This is a genomic window from Ensifer sp. 4252 (assembly GCF_050434565.1).
Lineage (GTDB): Bacteria > Pseudomonadota > Alphaproteobacteria > Rhizobiales > Rhizobiaceae > Ensifer.
This window is the reverse complement of sequence record NZ_JBNDIU010000016.1, coordinates 76935-95999: the sequence shown is the minus strand read 5'-3', so window position 1 is coordinate 95999 and position 19065 is coordinate 76935. Positions and strand designations below refer to the sequence as shown.

General features: G+C 61.7%; 21 protein-coding genes. 11 read left to right on the top strand and 10 right to left on the bottom strand.

Going from position 1 to position 19065, the window contains the following annotated elements:
• The first annotated feature begins 4 nt into the window (after positions 1-4).
• A complete protein-coding gene (locus tag ABIE33_RS24800; RefSeq protein ID WP_429130471.1) occupies positions 5-421 on the top strand; it encodes a GNAT family N-acetyltransferase in 417 nt (138 codons plus the stop codon).
• A 19-nt stretch (positions 422-440) separates the two neighbouring features.
• Here the strand turns inward: ABIE33_RS24800 and ABIE33_RS24795 are convergent, their stop codons facing one another.
• Positions 441-998, bottom strand: coding sequence for a GNAT family N-acetyltransferase (locus ABIE33_RS24795; RefSeq protein ID WP_429130470.1), 558 nt, complete (start codon positions 996-998; stop codon positions 441-443).
• A gap of 257 nt (positions 999-1255) precedes the next feature.
• On the opposite strand from ABIE33_RS24795, the gene ABIE33_RS24790 reads away from it, so the two are divergent.
• Positions 1256-2233 carry a glutathione S-transferase family protein gene (locus ABIE33_RS24790; RefSeq protein WP_429130469.1) on the top strand — a complete coding sequence of 326 codons (978 nt, stop codon included), beginning with the start codon at positions 1256-1258 and terminating at the stop codon, positions 2231-2233.
• A 57-nt stretch (positions 2234-2290) separates the two neighbouring features.
• Here ABIE33_RS24790 and ABIE33_RS24785 read toward each other — a convergent pair whose 3' ends face one another.
• Entirely contained in the window at positions 2291-2800 is a 510-nt protein-coding gene (locus ABIE33_RS24785) for an NUDIX domain-containing protein (RefSeq protein ID WP_429130468.1), read from the bottom strand.
• 68 nt (positions 2801-2868) lie between these two features.
• On the opposite strand from ABIE33_RS24785, the gene ABIE33_RS24780 reads away from it, so the two are divergent.
• Complete coding sequence (locus ABIE33_RS24780) at positions 2869-3771, top strand: metallophosphoesterase family protein (RefSeq protein ID WP_429130467.1); 903 nt, start codon at positions 2869-2871, stop codon at positions 3769-3771.
• A 165-nt stretch (positions 3772-3936) separates the two neighbouring features.
• Complete coding sequence (locus tag ABIE33_RS24775; RefSeq protein ID WP_429130535.1) at positions 3937-4485, top strand: tetratricopeptide repeat protein; 549 nt, start codon at positions 3937-3939, stop codon at positions 4483-4485.
• 64 nt (positions 4486-4549) lie between these two features.
• Here the strand turns inward: ABIE33_RS24775 and ABIE33_RS24770 are convergent, their stop codons facing one another.
• On the bottom strand, positions 4550-5449 hold the full coding sequence (locus ABIE33_RS24770; protein WP_429130466.1) for a DUF3313 domain-containing protein: 900 nt from the start codon (positions 5447-5449) through the stop codon (positions 4550-4552).
• A gap of 289 nt (positions 5450-5738) precedes the next feature.
• On the opposite strand from ABIE33_RS24770, the gene ABIE33_RS24765 reads away from it, so the two are divergent.
• The 5 genes from ABIE33_RS24765 (at position 5739) to ABIE33_RS24745 (ending at position 8607) form a co-directional block, all read left to right on the top strand.
• Positions 5739-6257, top strand: a complete 519-nt coding sequence (locus ABIE33_RS24765) for an RNA polymerase sigma factor (RefSeq protein ID WP_429130465.1) — start codon at positions 5739-5741, stop codon at positions 6255-6257.
• Positions 6258-6260: 3 nt separating this feature from the next.
• Complete coding sequence (locus tag ABIE33_RS24760; protein ID WP_429130464.1) at positions 6261-7088, top strand: anti-sigma factor family protein; 828 nt, start codon at positions 6261-6263, stop codon at positions 7086-7088.
• 479 nt (positions 7089-7567) lie between these two features.
• Positions 7568-7777, top strand: a complete 210-nt coding sequence (locus ABIE33_RS24755; RefSeq protein ID WP_150497092.1) for a cold-shock protein — start codon at positions 7568-7570, stop codon at positions 7775-7777.
• A gap of 187 nt (positions 7778-7964) precedes the next feature.
• Positions 7965-8189: a hypothetical protein gene (locus ABIE33_RS24750; RefSeq protein WP_429130463.1), complete on the top strand. Its 225-nt coding sequence runs from the start codon at positions 7965-7967 to the stop codon at positions 8187-8189.
• A 37-nt stretch (positions 8190-8226) separates the two neighbouring features.
• Positions 8227-8607: a DUF6481 family protein gene (locus ABIE33_RS24745; RefSeq protein WP_429130462.1), complete on the top strand. Its 381-nt coding sequence runs from the start codon at positions 8227-8229 to the stop codon at positions 8605-8607.
• 124 nt (positions 8608-8731) lie between these two features.
• On the opposite strand, the gene leuA is transcribed toward ABIE33_RS24745, so the two are convergent.
• Positions 8732-10441 carry a 2-isopropylmalate synthase gene (gene leuA, locus ABIE33_RS24740; protein ID WP_429130461.1) on the bottom strand — a complete coding sequence of 570 codons (1710 nt, stop codon included), beginning with the start codon at positions 10439-10441 and terminating at the stop codon, positions 8732-8734.
• A gap of 453 nt (positions 10442-10894) precedes the next feature.
• The gene (locus tag ABIE33_RS24735) at positions 10895-11479 is read right to left on the bottom strand and encodes an ATP-dependent Clp protease proteolytic subunit (protein ID WP_429130460.1); all 585 of its coding nucleotides are present in this window, start codon (positions 11477-11479) and stop codon (positions 10895-10897) included.
• 239 nt (positions 11480-11718) lie between these two features.
• Between ABIE33_RS24735 and ABIE33_RS24730 the strand changes: the two genes are divergently transcribed.
• Positions 11719-12297: a HupE/UreJ family protein gene (locus ABIE33_RS24730; protein WP_429130459.1), complete on the top strand. Its 579-nt coding sequence runs from the start codon at positions 11719-11721 to the stop codon at positions 12295-12297.
• 40 nt (positions 12298-12337) lie between these two features.
• Here ABIE33_RS24730 and queF read toward each other — a convergent pair whose 3' ends face one another.
• The 3 genes from queF to ABIE33_RS24715 all read right to left on the bottom strand — a co-directional run bounded on the left by queF (position 12338) and on the right by ABIE33_RS24715 (position 15424).
• Entirely contained in the window at positions 12338-12802 is a 465-nt protein-coding gene (queF, locus tag ABIE33_RS24725; protein ID WP_429130458.1) for a preQ(1) synthase, read from the bottom strand.
• A complete protein-coding gene (locus ABIE33_RS24720) occupies positions 12799-13719 on the bottom strand; it encodes a cation diffusion facilitator family transporter (RefSeq protein ID WP_429130457.1) in 921 nt (306 codons plus the stop codon). The genes queF and ABIE33_RS24720 overlap by 4 nt, the downstream gene beginning before the upstream one ends.
• A 154-nt stretch (positions 13720-13873) precedes the next feature.
• Positions 13874-15424 (bottom strand): MFS transporter, encoded by a 1551-nt coding sequence (locus ABIE33_RS24715; RefSeq protein ID WP_429130456.1) that lies wholly within the window; start codon positions 15422-15424, stop codon positions 13874-13876.
• Between the two features lie 182 nt (positions 15425-15606).
• Here ABIE33_RS24715 and ABIE33_RS24710 point away from each other — a divergent pair, with 182 nt between their 5' ends.
• Entirely contained in the window at positions 15607-16530 is a 924-nt protein-coding gene (locus tag ABIE33_RS24710; protein WP_429130455.1) for a LysR substrate-binding domain-containing protein, read from the top strand.
• A gap of 75 nt (positions 16531-16605) precedes the next feature.
• On the opposite strand, the gene ABIE33_RS24705 is transcribed toward ABIE33_RS24710, so the two are convergent.
• Both ABIE33_RS24705 and trpLE read right to left on the bottom strand, forming a co-directional pair.
• Positions 16606-18795 (bottom strand): anthranilate synthase, encoded by a 2190-nt coding sequence (locus tag ABIE33_RS24705; protein ID WP_429130454.1) that lies wholly within the window; start codon positions 18793-18795, stop codon positions 16606-16608.
• 113 nt (positions 18796-18908) lie between these two features.
• A complete protein-coding gene (gene trpLE / locus ABIE33_RS24700; RefSeq protein ID WP_230808219.1) occupies positions 18909-18953 on the bottom strand; it encodes a trpE operon leader peptide TrpLE in 45 nt (14 codons plus the stop codon).
• Between the last annotated feature and the right edge of the window lie 112 nt (positions 18954-19065).

Sequence of the window (19065 nt, the reverse complement as noted above, 5' to 3'; positions counted from 1 at the left end):
AGTTATGTTCGAGATCACCGACGCACCGCCGGCCGCAGCACTCGAGGCCATCGGTAATGGGCTGACGGCCTTCAATGCAGCCGATGTCGGTCCATCCGAACGGCGGCCGCTGGCGGTGCTCGTCGGCGGCCCCAATGCTGCAGGCAAACGCGGAGGTCTGAGCGGCTACACCGCCTGGGGCTGGCTGTTCGTGCAATGGCTTTGGCTGCCGGAAGACCTGCGCGGCCAGGGCCTTGCGGGCAAGTTGCTGGCGGCAGCCGAGGAAGAGGCCATTCGCCGCGGCTGCCACGGCGCCTGGATTGACACGTTCAATCCGCAAGCCCGGCGCGCCTACGAACGCCAAGGCTACGAGTGCTTTGGCGAGCTGCCCGACTTTCCGCCGGGCCGCAGCCGTGTCTTCCTGAAAAAGCTGCTGATTTAGCAGTAACGCCCGAGGGCTATCAGACGGCAAGCGCCAGTTCGATATCGGCCGTCTCGGCCCCGTCATGGGCCGCCGCGTCGTACCGCCAGCCGATGATGCCGACAAGGCCGGCGTGAACGCCTTCAGCCATTGGCACCACCAGCACCCGCGCCGGATCGACCGGGCCGGGAAATTCCAGCGCGGCGTAACGGACCTTCTCGAATCCGAGCGGCTGATAATACGGCGGGTCGCCGACGAGGATGACGGCCTCCGACCCCTTCCGCCGCGCAGCCTCGACCGCGATGCGCACCAGTTCCCGGCCGATGCCCATGTTCTTGTGCGACGGCCTGACGGCAAGCGGTCCGAGCAGGTGGCCCTTGATCGAACCGGCCATCACAGGCGTCATGCGCACCGAGGCGATCGTCTCGCCATTGTCGGCGCAGATGAAGGATAGCGACCGATCGTGCTGCCCCTGCTCGCGGATACGTGCGGCCGCCCGGGCAAACCGGCCGGGGCCAAAGGCTTCTTCGTTGATGATTTCGATGGCTGCGTCATGGGACGCGTCTTCGGTCAGGTAGACGAGGTCGTGCTTTTTCATGGGATCAGGAACCAGGCGTACGAACAGACATGGGGATGGCTTCGCCCGAAGGGCGTTGGCAGCATCAGCGTCGTCGCAGGTTTCCCGAGAAGGTCATGAGTACGGTTCGTTCCGGACACAGAGAAATTTTCTGAAATCGCCGATACCAGAAAATTGCCCGATGTCAAAGCCCAAAACGCACTGTTCAGAAATCGACATCTATCGAAGACCGACAAGGCCGCTATCTATGAACGACGAAACGACAAAGGAGATCGCCCATGGGCAGGCTTGTAGACGGCGTCTGGCAGGACGTCTGGTATGACACCGCGGCGACGAAGGGCCATTTCAAGCGCAGCGAATCACAGTTCCGCAACTGGATCACCGCCGATGGGTCGGCAGGCCCATCCGGCGAAGGCGGCTTCAAGGCCGAGGCCGGACGCTATCATCTCTATGTTTCGCTCGCCTGCCCCTGGGCGCACCGCACGCTGATCTTCCGCAAGCTGAAAAAGCTCGAGGACCTGATCTCGGCCTCGATCGTCGATCCGCTGATGCTGTCGAAGGGCTGGGAGTTCAAGGGCAAGGACGGCGGCACCGTCGACCACCTCTTCGGCTTCGACGCCCTCTGGCAGGTCTACGCCCGCGCCGATCCCACCTATTCCGGCCGGGTGACCGTGCCCGTCCTGTGGGACAAGCAGAAAAGCACGATCGTCTCGAACGAATCCGCCGAGATCATCCGCATGTTCAACTCCGCCTTCAACGAACTGACAGGCTCCAAGGACGATTTCTATCCGGAGGACCTGCGATGCGAAATCGACGAGCTGAACACCCGCATCTATGGCGCTATCAACAACGGCGTCTACAAGGCCGGTTTCGCCACCAGCCAGGAGGCCTATGAGGAAGGCGTGACCCCGCTGTTCGACATGCTCGACGAGCTGGAGGAGAGGCTCGCCACCCGACGCTACCTGACCGGCAGCAGGCTTACCGAAGCCGACTGGCGACTGTTCACGACGCTGGTGCGCTTCGACCCCGTTTATGTCGGGCACTTCAAGTGCAACATCCGCCGGATCGCAGACTACAAGAACCTGCAGGGTTATCTGCGTGAACTTTACCAGGTGCCGGGCGTGGCCGAGACGGTCAACATGAACCACATCAAGGAGCACTACTATCGCAGCCACACGATGATCAATCCGACCGGCGTCGTGCCCGTCGGCCCGATCCTCGATCTGACTGCGACGCATGGGCGGGAGGCCGCCTAGCCACACGCCTTAAGCCGCCGCCGCGCATGCACGCGTGCGGCGGCGCTTGCCCTGCCCCTACCAGTAGGTGTCGAAAGCAGCGCTGCCCGCAAGCTCGCCAAGCCGGCGGCGTGTGGCCGGCGTCGTATCGTCAGGCAGCGCATCAAGCGCGAAGAAGCCGCTCGCTGCGATCTCCAGATCCGGCACTTTCGGCAAGGTCTGGCGCACGCCGTCGCAACGATAGAAGACCACGTGATCGCGGCGGCTCGTGCGCCTGTTGTAATAGACCTGTACCAGTGTCGGCGGGACGGTCGCTTCCAGATTACCCTCTTCGCGCAACTCCCGCAGCAACCCTTCGAGCGCGGTCTCGTCGCGATCCAGCCCGCCACCCGGCAAATGCCAGCCGGGCAGGTAGGAATGCCGCACCAGGAAGACGCGTCCTTCATCGTCGAAGCAGGCGGCACGCACGCCGATCGTCATGCCGCGCGACAATGCGTAGTAGCCGTGGACAAAACGCATAAGGACGCGGAGATACCAGCGCCGCATCTCCGGTGGCCGTTCCTGCTTCAGATGCCTATCCTTCCGCATTGACTGTCAGACCGGATTAATCCGGCGACATGATTCCCCTCAACCGGAATATGCGCTAGACGGGGACGATGTTCAAACTTGCCCATATCTCCGATGTCCATCTCGGCCCGCTGCCCGATCTCTCCTTGAGGGAACTTGCCTCCAAACGCATCACCGGCTTCGTCAACTGGCACCGGAACCGCAGCCGCCACCTGTTCACGGGCACGCTCGACTGCCTGATGGCCGATATCGAGAAGCGCGATCCCGACCATATGGCGATCACCGGAGACCTGGTGAACCTCGCCTCGTCGCGGGAGATCACGGCGGTGACCGATTGGCTCGAGGACGCCGGAGACCCGGCAAACATCTCGATCGTCCCGGGCAATCACGATGCCTATGTGCCCGGCGCCTATGAGAAGACGACGCGCGCCTGGTATCCCTTTATGCGGGCGGATGGCGCACCGGCCAATTGGCATGAGGGCCATCGCTGCTTCCCCTATATGCGGGTGCGCGGCCCGGTGGCGCTGATCGGCTGCTCGACGGCGGTCGCGACGCCGCCCTTTGCCGCCAGCGGCTACTTCGGCCGGCGGCAGGCGCGCGCCACCGTCAACCTGCTTCGCCAGGCGGGCGATGCCGGTCTCTTCCGCGTGGTGATGATCCATCATCCGCCGATCCGCGGCGCCACGTCACTGCACAAACGCATGCTCGGCATCCGCCGTTTTGCAGCGACGATCTCGTCCGGCGGCGCCGAGCTTGTGATCCATGGTCACACCCACCTCAACACCGTCTATTCGCTGAAGGGCCCGAACGGCCCGGTGCCGGTCGTCGGCATCTCTTCGGCGTCGCAAGGGCCGGGCGGCCACAAGCCGCCGGCGGCCTACAACCTGTTCACGATTGTCGGCGAGGCCGGCAACTGGCACCTCACCCGCGAGCGCTACGCGCTCAACGACGATGCGACCGGGGCCACGCTGGTCGAAACCACCCGTTTCTAGGTCTGCTCTCCCGGCTTTTCGCCGAAATCCCGTCGCCGGGGCGAATAAATCCGTCTGTTTGGGCGTCACACCTTCGTTCGGGTTCCCACAACCGGCAGAGCGATCTATCCTCTGTGCCGTAAATGGTGTGCTCGGCGCCATTGCATATGTCGGGAGATAGGCATGATGAACCGCAAGACCATTCTATGCGCCCTGTTTGCCGCCAGCGCGGCTGTCTTTGCAGGGCAGACGGCCATCGCCGCCGGCGAGGACACCAGCGAACCTCCGAAGAAAACCAAGACGAGCAGCGAATGCACCAACGGCAAGATCTGGGATGCCAAGAAGAATGCCTGCGTCAACGCCAAGAAGAGCGATCTTAGCGACGACATCCTTTTCGAGGCCGCCCGCGAGCTTGCTTACGCCGGCCAGTACGAGAACTCCATCAAGGTCCTCGGCGCCGTCAGGGATCAGAAGAGCGCCCGCGTGCTGAACTATCTCGGTTATGCCAACCGCAAGGCCGGCCGCATGGAACTCGGCATGCAATATTACAAGCGCGCGCTTCAGGCCGACGAGAATTACATCCTCGCCCGCTCCTATATGGGCCAGGCCCTGATCGAACAGGGTCAGGTGGAGGATGCCCGCGTGCAACTGGTCGAGATCCGCGACCGCGGCGGCGAAGGCACATGGGCTTATCGCTCGCTGCAGCAGTCGCTGGGCGGCGTCAGACAATACTGATGCCTGCCCTCTGCCTTCCCGAACACGGGAAGGCAGCTGCGGCATCGACCGAGGAAGCCTTCCCTCAGGTGCGCTTCTTCTCGGTCCATTCCGGCGGCAGGCCGAGCGCGCCGCCGACAATGCCCGTGACCCCGGAGCCGCGTCCGAAAACCGCGCAGTCGGGATCGGTCGACTTGCCGGTAACGGCATAGGATACGCTGTTCGAGACGTTCTTCATCGACGGCAGTTCGAAGCCGGACTTCATCGGGTCGTTCGACTTTGCCAGCAACGCACTGAAATCGTCGGAGAAATCGCCGGCCAGTTCGAACGCATCGGCAGCGGTCGACGCCCGCGAACCGTTTGTCAGGATGTTGGCTCCGCGCGCCCATGTCAGTCCGGCGATCTGCTTGCCCTTCGCATCGAAGGCCTCCGCCTCGACAGCGAGACTGCCAAGGCCGATCGGAATGCGCGGAACCGGCACCGGGGCAACCGCCGAGGTGACGGTCGACACGCCGGCCACGACGGCATTCGTCGCTTTGACCTTGCTGACCACGGAACGCACGGCCATATCGGCCGGCTTCGATACCGGTACGACATCGAAATGCGCACTGAGCGCCTCGCACAGCGACCGATCGATGGCCGTCGCCACCAGTTTCTTCTGGGGATCGCCGAGCTTGCCGACATCGGCATTGGAGGCAAAGGTCGTCGGGATCAGATGCACGGTTTTGACCGTCTTGGTCGAAGCGGAATCCACGCGATATTTGGTCTTGGTCACCATCCCGTCGCTGGCGACGAAATCCTTATAGGAAGACAGCGAACCGCTTTCACTGAGAGACGCGCTCTGGCAGCCAACCAGGCCCGCGAGCGATACGGTCAGGCCGGCAACCCGGATGAACGCCGAAGCCGACCGTAAACGCCTCCCGCGGGGGCCGCCCCCGAAAAATCTACTGCCATTTCGTCTCCGGCCGCACGCTTGTTCGTTCATTGACACGTCCCCCGTCATCGACTTGAAGTTGTGCGGATGAGTACCGGCCAGATTCGGGCTGAACTTTGACGCAATGCCGGCTGGACCTTGCAGTTTACGGTAACGACCGCCTGGCGGCACGGATGCGGGCGAGCGAAAGTTTTTGGGATAACGGCGCGCGAAAGAACAGATTTCGCTTTCCGATCCGTGACTTCCCTTGCAGACTAAGGGCCAAATGTTTCATATCATTCGCCGTGGATATTACCTGGCGAATAAAGACACGATCCCACACGTTTCACTTGGAAGAGCAATGCGCCCAGCGGCAGAAACGAAGGACTTCAGACGCGACTTGGTCAGCCTTCTGCCCAAATTGCGCCGCTTCGCGATGACATTGACGCGCAATGCCCATGATGCCGATGATCTTGTCCAGGAAGCATGCGAAAGAGCGATTACGCGCAGTCACCTCTGGAACGGGGAAGGCCGGCTCGAAAGCTGGATCTACGCCATGACGCGCAACCTTTGGATCGACGAGATCCGCAAGCGGAAAGTCCGCACCGGCAGCGGTACGGTCGACGTGTCCGACCAGGATGAACTGAGCGTCGAGGCCTCCGCCGAGAAAGCCGTCTACGCCAACCAGTTGCAGAAGATGATCCTCTCGATGCCCGAAGGCCTGGCAAGCACCTTCCTCCTGGTCAATGTCGAGGGCCATAGCTACCGCGAGACCGCCGACATTCTGGGCATACCTATCGGCACGGTGATGAGCAGGCTGTCGACTGCGCGGTTGAGGCTCGCCGCGATGATTTCCGAAAACACCGAAAGGAGGGCATGACCGTTGCAGCAGACAAAAGGTCACGCACTCGAAGTCCGGTTGTGCGCCTATATCGACGGCGAACTCGGCGAGGCAGAAAAGACTGAACTCGAGACGCTTCTCGCCCGCGACGAGGAAGCCAAGGCGTTGTTTGAAAAACTGAAGGCCGGCAGCGCCTTCGGCAACACGGCATTCGAGGATTTCCTTCACGATCCTGTGCCGCTGGCGCTGGTGCGTCAGATCAAGCAAGGCTCCGGCATCAATCCCAAGGCGGAACGCGTGACGATCGCTGCCGCCAACGTGCGTAGCGTGCCCATCTGGCCGCGGGTGATGGCGGCTTCCGTGGCACTGGTGCTGGTCGGTGGCGCCACCGGCTTTATCATCGGCACGGCCAACAACGTCGGCGAGCCTGCGAAGCTCGCCTCCACCCGCACTTGGCTGGACGACATCGCCGACTACCACCGCATCTATTCCCGCCAGAAGGAACGCCTCGTCGAGGTTCCGGCCTCCGAAGCGCCGAAGATCGAGACCTGGCTCGCCGCCAGCGTCGGCGTTCCGTTCACCATTCCCAACCTCACCGGCAAGGGTCTGAACTTCGAGGGTGCGCGTCTGCTCGTCGCCAACAGCAAACCCGTCGCGCAACTGCTCTATCGCAATGCCGATGGCGACGTGTTTGCCATCTGTTTCCTCAAGGACAGCGACAGCCCGCAGTCCGACAAATTCTCAGAAAGCATCCGCGACAATCTCGGCATGGTTTCCTGGCAGCGTGGCGGCGCGTCTTTCGTCGTCGTCGGCCCGTCGGCCACGGTCGGCCTGCACGATCTGGCCGAAGCGGTGTCGACGACAATCTGAGCCCACGCCCTCCCAACTGGGGCTGAGCCGCGGCCGCCACCAAAAATTCGGGAACGGATCCTTTGCAGCGCTTGTTGCAAGGGCAAGTCTCGCTGCCGCGAAAATCTGACACCTTCACTGCGCGCCAGAGAGCATAACTGAAAAATCCCAACTTCGGTTCAAGCAAAAATTTCTGCAGGGAACCAATCAGTTAGGCCCGTTTCCACGGCATGAAATACATGCGCGGCCGAGGACAAACATCGAGCCCGAATTGCGGCGCCGTACTTCGCGCAAAATTGGTAAAATCCAGCAAGAAAAAACCAAAGGTTGACATCGCAATACTTTATCTCTATCTCCTACAAATCGATATTTGCTTGCTGAACTTTGGTTACCGCGCATTTAGCAACCGCGCCCTGACGAACCTTCCTTTCAAAAATCGCTATCATCATCCGCAGTGCTTACGCGCGGCGGTCACTCAATATGCTATGAAAGGGTTCATCATGACCACTGGCACAGTTAAATGGTTTAATTCCACCAAGGGCTTCGGCTTCATTCAGCCTGACAACGGCGGTCCGGACGCATTTGTCCATATCTCTGCCGTCGAACGTGCTGGCATGCGCGAAATCGTCGAAGGCCAGAAGATCGGCTACGACATGGAGCGCGACGCAAAGTCGGGCAAGATGTCTGCCTGCAACCTTCAGGCGGCTTAAATCGGTATCGGCTCTCCCTTGACCACGGATGTACTGGCACTGTCGAGAGCATGATACCCATCAAGGTCAGGCTATATGCCTGGCCTTTTTTTATCACCGCGCGCCGACTGCACGGTCCCGCAACTGCATTATGCATCGGGAGTGACGTGCGACGCCGTAGACGCGCCCCAAAAGTCGGGGATATCCCATGACAGAGACACACAACAAATCGCGCCAGCGAGCCGAGATTGCCTTTGCCAAGGAACAATCGCAGTTCTTTGCCCGAGACAGCGCCGTCGAAGAGCTCGACTCCATCGTCCAGGCTCGCGAAGAGAAGACACTGCGTCTGCGCGAAGCCCGCTTGGCGAAGGAATTGCAGGATCGCCTGGCGACCGCCGCCGCCCCCGTTTCAAAACGCGTCAGAAAAACCTGACCTTCAGTCAGGGTGACACCTCAACTGGAATAGAGACTTGAGAAACATCAGAAACAGTGAACTCACCGATCGTCGCAGCGCCGCGGCCGATGCAAAGACAGCGCTTCTTCAAGCCTACCGCGCAGCAAAGGAAGCCGCAGAACCGACTCAGCTCGCCCGCCAGGCAGAGCGTCAGGCGGTCGCTGCAGCCCGCGAAGAGCGGCGCATCAATCGCGAACAGGCGAAGAATGAGGAGCGCGAGCGCTTGCAGGCCGAGGCCGCCGAGCGCGAGGCAGCAGCCACCGCTGCCGCAAGAGCCGAGATCGAGGCACGCGAAGCCGCTGACAAGAACCGCATTTCGCGCGTGATCGAGGACGAGGCTGCCCGCAAGGCCGAGCGCGATCGGCGTTACGCCAACCGCAAGGCGCGGCAAGCTTAACGGCAACGCCGCAGCCGCCAAATAGACTTCGGCACCCACGTCATGGCAAGCCGTGACCCAGGATGGCGTCAAGTATCGATCGAAACCGCCGCGCGTCCATTCCGGGCGCGCGGCGTTTTGATGCTCAGCTACGCTTGATTTCCAACACGCGGTTGGCAGCCGATACGATCGCTTCCAGCGAGGCGGCAACAATGTTCGTATTGATGCCGGCGCCGAACAGCTTGCCGCCCGGATGCTCCATCTCGACATAGGCGATGGCGGCTGCGTTCGAGCCGTGCTGCAGCGAATGTTCGGAATAGTCTGCAACCGAGAGATCGACGCCGAGATAGATCGACAGCGCGTTGATGAAGCCGTCGATCGGGCCGGTGCCCTTGCCTTCGATGCGCTTGATCTCGCCGTTGTCGGTGATCTCGGCCGAAACCACGCGCACACCCTTGTGTTCGCCGACCGGATAGGTGTTGTGATCGACGAACTTGATGCGTGCGCCGGGCTGCTGGACATAACGCTCGATGAAACGTTCATGGATGCGCTTGGACGGTAGCTCCTTGCCTTCCTCGTCAGTGATGCGCTGGATGTCCTCGCGGAACTCCACCTGCAGGTTGCGCGGCAGGTTGATGCCGTAGTCTTCCTGCAGGATATAGGCAATGCCGCCCTTACCCGACTGCGAGTTGATGCGGATGATCGCCTCGTAGGAGCGGCCGACGTCACGCGGATCGATCGGCAGATACGGCACTTCCCAGAGCGGCTTGTTGGCGATCTTGATCGCCTTCATGCCCTTGTTGATCGCATCCTGATGCGAGCCGGAGAAGGCCGTGTAGACCAGTTCGCCGACGTAAGGATGGCGCTCGGGGATCACCATCTGGTTGGAGTATTCGTAGACTTCCTTGATCCGTTCGATATCGGAGCAGTCCAGCTGCGGATCGACCCCTTGCGTGAACATGTTCAATGCCAGCGTCACGACGTCGACATTGCCGGTGCGCTCGCCATTGCCGAACAGCGTGCCTTCAACGCGGTCGGCACCGGCCATCAGGCCGAGCTCGGTCGCCGCAATGCCCGTGCCGCGGTCGTTGTGCGGGTGCAGGGAAATTATCAGGCTCTCGCGATTGTCGAGGTTGCGGCACATCCATTCGATCTGGTCGGCATAGATGTTCGGCGTCGCCATCTCGACAGTTGATGGCAGATTGAGGATCAGCTTGTTGTCAGGCGTCGGCTTGACGATCTCGGTGACGGCGTTGCAGATCTCCAGCGCCACTTCCAACTCGGTGCCGGTGAAGCTCTCCGGCGAATATTCGAAGCGAAAACCGCCACCGGCCTTGGCAGCCATGTCGGTGATCATCTTGGCAGCATCGGTCGCGATCTGCTTGATGCCGGCGACATCCTTGGCAAACACCACGCGGCGCTGCAGCTCGCTGGTCGAGTTGTAGAAATGCACGATCGGCTTGTGGGCACCCTGCAGCGCTTCGAAGGTCCGGGTGATCAGCTCCGGCCGGCACTGCACCAGCACCTGCAGCGACACGTCCTTGGCGACATTGCCCTCTTCGATGCACCAGCGGGCAAAGTCGAAATCCGTCTGCGAGGCCGAGGGGAAGCCGATCTCGATTTCCTTGAAGCCCATGTCCAAGAGCAGCTGGAACATGCGCGCCTTGCGGTCATGGCCCATCGGGTCGACGAGCGACTGGTTGCCGTCACGCAGGTCGACCGAACACCAGATCGGCGCCTGGGAGATGGTCTTCGACGGCCAGGTACGTTCGGCAAGCGCGATCTGCGGGTAAGGCTGATACTTCACCGCCGCTTCGGGCATGCCGTTCTTGATGGAATGGGATTTCTGGATCATTGCAGCTTCTCTTCATCGCTGAGCGCTCTGGCCGCTTTGCCTTACCCGATCAAGGATCGGATTGCGATGGCAAATGCCGGACGGACGCGCCTTTGTCCTAAAACTCTATCGGATTCGAGGAGCATTTGCCGGCGTGGCTTTTCGGCCGCCGGGCGCTCCTCAGCGAACCCGGCAACCGCGAGTAAGGCCGAGGAGAAGAAGCGAGGCGAAGGCGCGCAGCGGCGCACGATTGTCATCGTGTGCGGCAGAGATCGTAACGATCCGATATGCGCTGGCCTTGATCATGACAAAGCCTATACACGGCTTGCCGAAACGGAGCAAGGCATCCAGCCGTGGAAACATGACGTAGACCGACGCGTCCCTTCGCATGATGCCCCGTAACGCAAAAGGGCACCGGCGAGACCGCCGATGCCCTTTTTCAAGCCATTCCGCCGTTTCCGGCGAGTATCGGTCTCAGATATCCGAAACCGAGGTGATGATGCGCGAGACGAGACCGTAGGTCTTGGCCTCTTCAGCCGACAGCCAATAGTCGCGTTCCGTGTCCTTGGCGATCTTTTCGACCGTCTGGCCGGTCGCTTCGGAGAAGATCTTGTTCAGGCGCTCGTTCATCTTGATGATTTCGCGTGCCTGGATCTCGATATCGGAAGCCATGCCGCGGGTGCCGCCTGACGGTTGGTGCAGCAGGAAGCGGGTGTTCGGCAGGCAAACGCGACGCTCCTTGGGAACGCCGACATAGATCAGCGCGCCGGCGGAAGCGACCCAGCCGGTGCCGATCGTCCAGACCTTCGGCTTCACGAACTTGATCATGTCGTGAATGCTGTCGCCGGATTCGACGTGGCCGCCCGGCGAGCTGACGAAGAGGCGGATGTCCTCATCGCTGGCGGACGCAAGCGCCACGAGCTGCGAGCACACCTTCTGCGCCAGTTCCTGGGTGATCGTGCCGTAGATGAAAATCGAACGCGACTTGAAAAGGTTCGCCTCCGTTTCCTTGCCCAAGGGCAATTCGGTCTTCTTGTCTTCCTCGTCGTTGTCGTTCATCCGTATTTCTCCGGCGTCTCATGAATTCTTCAGTCAAAGTCAGATAATGCGACTCGGCTGCGAAGACAATGCAACAAACCGAAGGGGCGACAAAGCGGCAATCCGGACTGTGCCTATGGTAAACACTGCCACCGCCAAATGCCGTATGGACAGGGACCCAAAGCCCAATAAGATCGAGCCCGTCAAAAAACTACGAAGACGGGGCTCCCTCCCGGTCCTGTCGATCCATGGGGACAGATATGAACAGACGCATCCTGATTGCGGCGGCCGCGCTGATGGCGTCAGCCGCACCAGCCTTCGCTCACCTCAACCCGGAAGAGCACGGCTCGTTTGCCGCCGGTTTCTCACATCCGCTCTTCGGCCTCGACCATATCCTGGTCATGGTCGCCGTCGGCCTCTGGGCCGCCCAGATTGGCGGCCGGGCGCTGTGGCTTGTGCCGACAGCTTTCGTCGCCATGATGGCGGCCGGCTTCGCGCTGGCAACCGCCGGCATCGATCTTCCCTTCGTCGAGCCAGCGGTCCTCGCCTCGGTGGTCGCGCTGGGGTTGCTGGTGGCCATGGCCGTGCGCCTTGATGCGGCCGCGTCGGCTGCGGTCGTCGGCCTCTTTGCGCTCTTTCACGGCCATGCGCATGGCGGCGAGCTCGGCAGTGCCGGCGCCCTTCCCTTCGCCATCGGTTTCATGCTCGCCACAGCCGTGCTTCATGCGGCCGGCATCGGCCTTGGCGTAGTGCTTGGGCGCCTATCACGCGGGGGCACGCTGGCGCGCATTCTCGGCGGCGTCACGGCGCTTGCCGGCACGGCCTTGATCTTCGGCTGACGAAACGAACGGGGGAATGGCGGGTCATGCCCGCCATTTTTTATCCGCGCCCGCGATAGGTCGGAACGCCCTGGTCAGGGAGCCAAAGTCCTTCCGGCGGCTTGCCGGTCTGCCAGAAGACGTCGATGGGAATGCCGCCGCGCGGATACCAGTATGCGCCGATGCGCAGCCAGCGCGGTGACAGCAGGCTCACCAGCCGCTTGGCGATATCGATGGTGCAGTCCTCGTGGAAGGCGCCGTGATTGCGGAAGGAATGCAGGAACAGCTTCAGCGACTTCGATTCCACCAGCCATTCGTCCGGCACATAGTCGATAACGATATGGGCAAAGTCCGGCTGGCCGGTCATCGGGCAAAGCGAGGTGAATTCAGGCGCGGTGAACCGCACCAGGAAGTCCGCGCCCTGGTTACCGCTCGGCACGCGCTCGAGCACCGCTTCGTCGGGGTTCTGTGGCAGATCGACCTTTGCGCCAAGTTGCGAAAGGCCGGATACGTCAGTCTTGCTCATTTGCGTGATGCTCCACTCACTTTGACGCGCACGCCGTGCGCCGTTTCACCTTCCGGCTCAACATGGATTGCGATCTTGGCGCCGGGATGAACGACACGGATCGCGTCCTCGATGCGGTCGCAGATATCATGCGCCTCGCCGACCGGCATCTTTTCCGGCACGACCATGTGGAAATCCACAAAAATCGCCGGGCCGGCCTGACGGGTCTTGAGATCATGCACACCCAGCGAACCCTTGGCGTTGGCGGCGATCGCCTGCTTGATCGCCTCCTCCTCGTCCGCTGGCACCGCCCGGTCCATCAACCCGTCGATCGACCGCGAGATCACCATCCAGCCCTGGAACAGAATGTTGCAGGCGACGATGACGGCGAGCAAGGGATCGAGGATCGCGTAGCCGGTGGCGATGGCAAGAACAAGGCCGATCAGGACGCCGATCGAAGTGACGACATCCGACAGAATGTGATGGCCGTCGGCGCTGAGCGCCGGGGAGCGATGCTTCCGGCCGGCGCTGATCAGCACATAGGCCCAGATGGCGTTGACGATGCCGGCGACAAAGTTGATCGCAAGACCCAGCGCCGGAGCTTCCAGCACCACCGGCGCCATCATCGCCGGCACCGCTTCCCAGACGATCAGCAGAGCGGCAACGACGATCAGCACACCCTCGATAACCGCGGAAAAATACTCCGCCTTGTGGTGCCCGAAGGGATGGCCGGCATCGGCGGGCTTCGCGGCATAGCCGATCATCAGATAGGCGATCACCGCCGCAATCACATTGACGGTGGACTCGAGGCCATCGGACAGAAGCGCCACGGAGCCGGTAAGCCACCAGGCAAGCAGCTTCAGCCCCAGCACGACCAGAGAAAGCGGAATGCCCCAGAAGGCAAGCCGCAGGACGGTTCGGTTATCGGACCCAGACATCTTCTTCATTCCTCATGCAGATGCAAACGAGTTGCAAACGCAAGCCCATTCAAACGCAAAACCGCCCGCGCGAATTTCGCGCAGGCGGTTATTGGCAAACATATGTGCCATTGATGGCGGCTTGTCAAAGGGTTGATCGGCTCCTGCCCGCTTTCTAAGGATCCATGACTGTGGTCCGCAGCAACTCGGGTTCGTCGGCCGCGCTTTCGATCCCGTCGGCGCGCTTGCCGAGGTACAGAAAGACGACCACCGCCGTTGCCGTAGTGATGGCTGTCAAAAGCCAGAGCAGCGTGCCGAACGCATCACTATAGGCCTGAAGTATCGCGGCGCGCTCAATCGACGGCACGATGCTGCCGGCCCCAGCCACGTTGCCGGTTACAAGCCTCTGGGCAATTCCGGCTGCATACCCGCCCGCCGCTGGCCCCAGATTCATCTGCGTGAAGGCAGAGAGGAGCGCCGTCACCACCGCAAGCGCGACCCCTTCGCCGGCAACACGGGTGGTGCTGAAGATACCTGTTGCCATTCCCGCGCGCTCCTTCGGCACAACACTGACCGCAAGACCATCCATCAATCCCCAGGGCAGGCTGATGCCGATGCCGACGATGAGCAGCGGTGCGACCAGCAGCTCCGGCTGGGAGCCCAGAGGAAACTGGCTCAACCAGGCGAGCCCGGCGGCCGACACGAGCAATCCAGTTCCGCAGATGACCGCCGGCGCGAACCAGCGCGTCAACAGACCGGCCGCAATCGGCAGGACTAGAAGCGGAGCCGAGAGCGCAATCATCATCCGCCCCCCGGCAATCTCGCTCATCCCTTCGATACCGATGAAACGCACCGGCAGGAGAATGAGCAGCACGACGAACCCGTAGGCAGGCGCCGCGGCGAGCAGTTGCACGCCGATGAACCGCGGATATCTGAACAGCGACAGATCCAGCATCGGCCGCGCCACCGAGCGCTCGATCCGGTAGAAGGCAAAGAAGAAGGCGGCAGCGGCAGCCAGCACCGCAAGAACGAAAGGATCACCCCAACCCGCCTCAGGCATCTGCAGGATACCGAATGTCAGGAATGCCAGCGCAAGCGTGAACGTCGCCGCGCCGTTCCAGTCGAGACCCCCGGCATTCGGATCGCGCGTTTCCCGCAGGAAAACGGCGCCGAGCACAAAGGCAAAGGCCGCGAGCGCAACGACGAGCAGAAAGATCGCCGACCAGCCAAGCGCCTCGACCACGAGGCCTGAGGCAATGGGGCCGAACGCCAGGCCAACGCCAAAGCTCGCCCCGACGATACTGAACGCCCGCAGCCGTTCGCCCTCTTCAAACTCCTGCGCCAGCGATGCCATGCCGCCCGAAAACGCTGCAGCCGCTCCGACACCTTGCAGACCTCTGAGAATGTCGAACCAGACGATGTCGCCGGCAAAGGCAAGGCCGAACGAAAACAGGCCAAAGGCCGCAAGCCCGCCAAGGAACATGCGCTTACGGCCGTAGGCGTCGGCAAGTGCGCCAGCCGCCATCAGGGTGCTGCCGAACGTCAGCATGAAGGCGTTGGTGACCCAGTTGAGCGCCAGCGGGCTTCCACCCAGTGTCCGGGTGATGGAGGGCAGTGCCACTGCCGGTCCGGTGAAAGTCAGAGGCATCGCCGCGGCTGCGCAGCAAACGGCGACAAGAACGCACAACCTTCCGGCGTTGCTCCTACTCCTGATCTTTTCTCTCATGTTTTGTGGTTCCGCTGTGTTCGAGCAAATGAAAACCCGCCGGGCGCACGCAAGATGGCCGGCCGAATGATCCGTGTCAGTGGGTATCGATTGACTTAAGCAGGATAGATTGGACACAATGGGCGAGAAATACGGCTCATCGTCCTAGCATGACGGAATAAAACGCTCGAATAGGAGAGAACATGGATCGCTTGAGTGGGCTGACTGCCTTTGTGCGAACCGCTGATCTCGGCAGTTTCGTCGCTGCCGGGAGAGTACTTGGCCTATCCGCTTCGGCCGTCGGCAAGGCGGTGAGCAATCTCGAGAAGCAGCTTGGGGTCCGTCTTTTTCAACGCTCGACGCGCAGCATCCGGCTGACGGAGGAAGGGCGGCTGTTTCACGAGCGCTGCCGCCGTGTGCTCGATGATCTGGACGATGCCGAGGCATCGCTCGCCCAGGCCGTCGCGGCTCCGCGCGGGCGCCTGCGCGTCAGCGTCCCGATCGTCAGCTATCACCTGCTGTTGCCGGTGCTTCCGGACTTCGCCGAACGCTACCCCGAGGTGGAACTCGACCTCGATTTCAATGATCGCATCGTCGACCTGATCGACGAGGAGGTCGATGTCGCCATTCGCAGCGGGGACCTGCCGGATTCCCGTCTGATGTCGCGGGCCCTCAGGCCGTTTCGGCTTCTGCTTTGCGCCGCTCCGTCCTACCTGGCAGCTCACGGCACTCCCGAGTGCCCACGGGATCTCGATGGTCACCGTGCAATACGGTTCCGGTTTCCCAACAGCCGCAAACTTCAGGATTGGCCGATTGTCCTATCGGGCCCAGGCACCATGCCGCCGATGTGCACGGTTCTGACCTGCAACAATATGGAGGCATTGCGTGGCGCCGTGATCAGCGGTCTCGGCATTGGCTGCATGCCGGACTTTCTGGCGCGCGGGCCGCTTGCCGATGGTACGCTTCGAACGGTGCTCGACGCCCATCTTGACGCACCGGGCCAGTTTCATCTTCTCTGGCCATCGAACCGGCATCTCTCGCCGAAGGTCCGGGTGTTCGTCGATTTTCTGAGCGAGCGACTGTTTGCCGATCGCTGCGAAATTCCTGGTGCGCCAAGCAGCCGATGACGCCGACAAACTGGGCAACGAAAAGCGCCGCCCCCTGTTACGGAGGCGGCGCCTGACTGTGTGCAAATGGTTTCTTTAAGCGGCCTTGACCTTTGCCCGCTTGGCCAAATGCGCCACCACGTTTTCGATCATGCGCATGCCGGCATCGCCGCCAAGTGTCATGATCGATTCCGGGTGGAACTGCACGGCTGCCACCGGCTCCTTGGTATGCTCGATGCCCATGATCGTGCCGTCTTCACTTTCGGCGGTGATCATGAAATCGCGCGGCAGACTGGACGGGTCGGCAAAGATCGAGTGATAGCGACCGACGGTCACCTCCTTGCCGAGGCCGGAGAAGACGATACCGGGTTCCAGCACGCGGATGCGCGACGGCTTGCCATGCATCGGGACCGCCAGTTGCCTGAGGTCGCCGCCATAGGCTTCGGCAAGTGCCTGCAGGCCTAGGCAGACGCCGAAGATCGGCAGATCGCGGGCGCGCGCCTTCTTGATCGTTGCCTTGCAGTCGAAATCCTTCGGATTACCCGGTCCCGGTGAAAGCACGACCAGATCCGGCTTCACCCGGTCGAAGATCTCCTCGGCCACCGGCGTGCGCACCGTCGTCACTGTCGCTCCCGTCTGGCGGAAGTAGTTCGCCAGCGTGTGCACGAAGCTGTCCTCGTGGTCGACGAGCAGGATACTGATGCCCGCGCCGACGGCCGCGACGTCGCGGCCGGCCTTGCCGGCGTTGGCGGATTTCGCGTCACGAATGGCTGCGATCATGGCAGAGGCCTTCAGTTCGGTTTCGGCTTCTTCTTCTTCCGGGTTTGAATCGTAGAGCAGCGTCGCACCCGCCCTCACCTCGGCGATGCCGTCCTTGATGCGGATGGTGCGGAGCGTCAGGCCAGTGTTCATGTCGCCGTTGAAGCCGACCATGCCGATGGCGCCACCATACCATGCGCGCGGGCTCTTCTCGTGGCTTTCGATGAAGCGCATCGCCCAGAGTTTCGGCGCGCCGGTGACCGTTACGGCCCAGGCGTGGCTGAGGAAGCCGTCGAAGGCATCCATGTCGTCGCGCAGGCGCCCCTCGATGTGGTCGACCGTGTGGATCAGGCGCGAATACATCTCGATCTGGCGGCGACCGATGACCTTGACCGAACCGGGCTCGCAGACGCGGCTCTTGTCGTTGCGGTCGACGTCCGAGCACATGGTCAACTCGGATTCGTCCTTCTTGGAATTCAGGAGTTTGAGGATCTGCTCGCTGTCGGCGATCGGATCGTCTCCACGCTTGATCGTGCCCGAAATCGGGCAGGTCTCGATGCGGCGGCCGGACACGCGCACGAACATTTCCGGCGAAGCGCCAACCAGGTATTCCTGGTTTCCGAGATTGATGAAGAAGGAATAGGGCGACGGGTTGATCGCCTTCAACCGGTTGGAGATCTCCGACGGCTTGCTGTCGCAGCGCTCGAAGAACTTCTGGCCGGGAACAACTTCGAAGAGATCGCCGCGGCGAAAACTCTCCTTCGCCTTGACGACGAGTTCGGCATATTCGCCGGGACGGTGGTCGCCATGCGGCGGAATGATGTCGACGGTCTGGAAGGGTTCGCTGGCGATCTCCTCCGTCTTGCCCTCGGTCGAAGCACCGTCCTTGGCGAAGTCATAGCGGTCGATCCAGGCCTTGGCGGCATAGTGGTCGACAACCAGGATCTCGTCCGGCAGGAACAGAACCATGTCGCGCTGGTCGTCCGGGCGCTTCAGCTTCAGGTCGATGGCATCGAACTGGAAGGCGAGATCGTAACCGAAGGCGCCGTAAAGGCCGAGGCTCGCATCCTCCGCCGAATGAAAGAGGTTGGTGACGGCCCGAAGCACGGTGAAGACCGTCGGCATCTTCGAACGCTCTTCCTCGGTGAAGACGCGGTCGGGCGCGTTGATCGTCAGGTCGAGACGGGTCGTCGTCGAGCTGACGAGCGTGATGTCGGCGACGGATTTCAGATGTTCAGAGATGATCGACAGCAGCACTTCGCCGCGGCCGTTATAGGCTTCGATCCAGAGCGAGCGACCGAAAGAGGAAATGCCGAGCGGCGGGTCGACGACGGCGGTGTCCCAACGGGTGTAGCGGCCCGGATATTCGTAGTTGGACGAGAACACCGCGCCGCGGCGTTCGTCCAGCCTGTCGACATAGCTTGAAATCGAATCCGCATAGGAGGCTTCGCGCCGCCTGCGGGTAACGACGATCCCGCCCCTGGTGGTATAGCTTTCCGCGCCGTCTTCGAGAATTGCCGTTGCCATTCGTCTCGCTCCGTAAAAGCCCGGTTTTTCCACGCGGCCAGAATACAAAAAAGCCGCCTCGAAATCTCCGGGCGGCTCCATGTCTCAATCACGCATGACTGGTCAAGGCCGCCTCAGCGAGCCCACCACCAGATCGAAATGTTGCGTGCATCTGTCATGGGCGAAAGTGTTAGCGCGGGTTGCGGCCTTGCGCAAGCGGGAAAAAGCGATGCCTCAAGGGCAAAAGAAAAGGCGGCCACAAGGACCGCCTTTCCGACTGGAGCTTGTCTG